Annotated in this window: 3 protein-coding genes; all 3 read left to right on the plus strand. The window is 58.8% G+C overall.

Annotation, left to right across the window (positions count from 1 at the left end):
- A partial coding sequence (locus AB4061_RS40365; RefSeq protein WP_441641627.1) for a DUF2345 domain-containing protein occupies positions 1-1,051 on the plus strand: 1,051 nt, incomplete at its 5' end.
- A 67-nt stretch (positions 1,052-1,118) separates the two neighbouring features.
- Positions 1,119-2,675 (plus strand): esterase/lipase family protein, encoded by a 1,557-nt coding sequence (locus AB4061_RS40370; protein ID WP_441641628.1) that lies wholly within the window; start codon positions 1,119-1,121, stop codon positions 2,673-2,675.
- Positions 2,672-3,317: hypothetical protein (locus tag AB4061_RS40375; protein WP_441641629.1), on the plus strand; the 646-nt coding region annotated here is incomplete at its 3' end. The genes AB4061_RS40370 and AB4061_RS40375, both read left to right, overlap by 4 nt.

Genomic DNA, 3,317 nt, shown 5'->3' on the forward strand with positions numbered 1-3,317 from the left:
CAGTCGCGCACAGTCGCGCAATGTCATCCATACGCAGAGCGGCAACAAAGTCGAACTGGAAGACTGGGAGGACGAGGAACACGTACAGCTTTCCACTGAGCATTCCGGCAAAAGCCAGTTGACCCTCGGGCATATGGTCAACGGCGAGCGCCAGAAGCGCGGTGAAGGCTTTGAGCTGCGCACCGACGCCTGGGGGGCGATCCGGGGTGGCAAGGGGCTGTTCATTTCGGCGGATGGCCAGCCGAGTGCCGGTGGGAAGCAGCTCGATATGGAGGCGGCGCAGAACCTGCTGCAGCAAGCTCTCCAGCAGAGCGAAGCGCTGGCCTCGGCTGCCACTGCGGCGCAAGCGATAGCAGCGGACTACAACCGGCAGAAGGCCCTGCTCAGCGATACGCTGACGGCGCTAAACAAGGCCGGGATACTTGTCAGCGCACCAGCGGGCATGGCGCTGGCTTCAGGCTCCGACGTGCAACTCACGGCAGCCCAGAACCTGATCGCCACCGCTGGCGGTCATGCCGACATCAGCGTGCTCAAGCGCTTCACGGTTGCGGCAGGCGAACGGGTATCCGTGTTCGCGCAGAAGCTCGGCATCAAGCTGTTTGCGGCAAAGGGCAAGGTCGAGATCCAGGCCCAGGGCGATGAGATGCGCCTGCTGTCGGACAAGACCATGACGATCAGCAGTGCAAACGGGCGCGTCGTGATCGAGGCCAAGGAGGAACTGCTGCTCAAGTGTGGTGGCTCCTATGTTCGCCTGTCGTCCACGGGTATTGAGGACGGCACGCGCGGGGACCGGACCATCAAGTCGGCCGCGTTCAGCCGTCAGGGGCCGGCTTCGCTCGCCGAATCGATGAATACGTGGAAGCACGCCGACTTTGACGAGCAATACGCGCTCAAATGGCCCTTCGATGGCCAGCCGGTCAGCCATCGCGCGTTCTCCATCATTCGCGAAGACGGCAGCGTGATCCGTGGCACCACCGATGCCGAAGGAAAGACGGGGTTGCAGAAGAGTCTGTTCGTGGATGGGCTGCGCCTGCGCATCGATCCGGAATAAATGGCTGTAGGCATGCAGTGCACCTTCACAACCACAACCACGCAGAAGCAAACCGGAGCAACTTCGTATGGCCACCGTTGAACGCGTTATCCCACCCTCTATAGCCGATGATGGATCGGTCCATTACTCGTCCGTCATGTCGCCGTCCGACGACAGCATTGCCGTATGTCACATGGTGCCCGACAGGATCATACCCGTGATCTTTGTGCCGGGTGTGATGGGCTCGAACTTGATGGGGGGTGACGGAAAACACGTGTGGCTCGTAAACGGCAAGGGGAGTGTGTCGACGGCGTGGGCGAACAGAGGTCCGGATACGCGAAAACGGATCCTTGATCCCAAGAAAACCCAGGTCTATGCCGATGGAGCCATCCCGCAAGGTACGCGCCAGAGCGATGCCGAACTGAAGCGCCGCGGGTGGGGTGAGGTCGGCTTCATGAGCTATGGCACGTTTCTACCCTGGCTCGAGAACGCGCTCAACGATGCCGATCAGTGCAAGACGGGCGAGCGCGCGCGCCTGATGAAGACACTTGTGGCAAATGCACCCGGCGTCGAGTTACTAACCCACAATGAGGTAGCACTCTCCTATAAATACCAGCTCCCCTTGCATGCCGTAGGTTACAACTGGCTCCAATCGAATGCGGAGTCCGCAAAGCGGTTGGACGGGAAGATCCAGGAGTTCATGGCGTACTACCGGAGCAAGGGCTATATGTGCGACTACGTGATCATCGTGACGCATTCGATGGGCGGCCTGGTATCTCGCTACTACTCCGAAATGATGGGTGGGAGTAAGCATGTGCTGGGGATCGTGCACGGCGTCATGCCTGCCACTGGATCCGCTACAGCCTATAAACGGGTGAAGGCAGGCACGGAGATGCCGGAAGGCATCGTCTTGGGCGCCAATGCCGCGGAAATGACTGCCGTGTTCGCCCAATCACCAGGGCCCCTGCAATTGCTGCCCAGCCCGGAGTACGGGATGGGTTGGCTCAAGCTCAAGGACGGCAAGAATACGGTCGGCTTGCCCAAGGCAGATCCGTACAAGGAGATCTATACCGTCCGCGGCAAGTGGTGGGGCCTGTGCGACGACAAGTTGATCAATCCACTGGATCCGAAGAAGGTGACGATTGATCGGGACTGGATCGGATTTGTGGATTTGATTCGGAACGAAGTAGAAAAATTCCAGATAAAAATCAGCGGAAAATACCACGCAACCACCTATGCATTCTACGGGGACGATCCGAGTCATAAAACTTGGGGGGACGTGGTCTGGGAGCGGAGGATCTCCAGTGCTCTCCGGTTGTTCGATGCGTATCCTAAAGTTGAGGATCTCACGGCCGGGCAGGTCTTGCACGATCCGGGGAAGGGCGAACAGACAGTGCACCAGCACACCGGCGGCAGACCGTTGGCGACAAGCTTCATTTTGAAGGGTGCCGGCGAGAACGGAGATGGCACGGTACCAATCCGATCCGGTGCCGCCCCAGGCCGAAGAGTCAAGGCTTGTGTGCCATATCCGGGCGTCGATCACGAAGGTGCGTACAAGAACAGGCCTCAACAGCTCTTTGCCCTTTGGGCGATCACCAAGATTGCCTGTGGCGTTGCGAAGACCTCGATGGCCTACAAATCATGAAAAGAGCAATCAAGGCGGCCATCGCATGTTTCGCGCTATGCCTGACAGCCTGCAATCCGCCCAAGCCATTAACGCAAGAGGAGAAGAAAACCGTGAACGAACTAACAGCCAATCTCGGTCCACGCTGCGTGGGACGCTACCTGATTGACATGCCGGCCGATGTTTTTGTGTTTGGAAGCATCACGGTGGACCGGGTTCCTCTTGAGGCGACGGCAATGCCGGAGGATCAGTTTAAGCGGGAGGTCGCCTCGCGCGAGGCGGAGTTGAAGGGCACCAGGAGTGTCGATGCTTATCCGTTCCTGTATGCAAGCGGAGAGGTATCGGGCGCGGCTACGCGATATTTCATTCATCGGGGCGATGTTCTTGCCGATCCAAGTAGACGAGTTATCGAGGCTTACAAGTGGGATCGGGGCTTCCAGATCAAGATGCAGACAAAAGGGTGGGATTACACCAACCCGGATCAAACCAACGACTCGCTTGTCGAGCTAATTACTCCCAAGAACATCGTTCCGGAACTGCGCGCCCTCGTATTTGACCTGCTGAAGCGAGTGCGTGGCCGCCCGGAAAGTGAGATTCCATCCGAGCCCGGGGCGTGTTTTTTTGGCGGGTTCCTGCCGGGCAAGGCCGGTGCCACGGAAAACC

The sequence above is a fragment of the Cupriavidus sp. YAF13 genome, from assembly GCF_052113425.1.
Classification (GTDB): Bacteria; Pseudomonadota; Gammaproteobacteria; order Burkholderiales; family Burkholderiaceae; genus Cupriavidus.

What these genes read in the sequence shown, in the direction of transcription:
- AB4061_RS40370 (WP_441641628.1), top strand. Translation starts at nt 1,119, where the DNA reads ATGGCCACCGTTGAACGCGTTATCCCACCCTCTATAGCCGATGATGGA.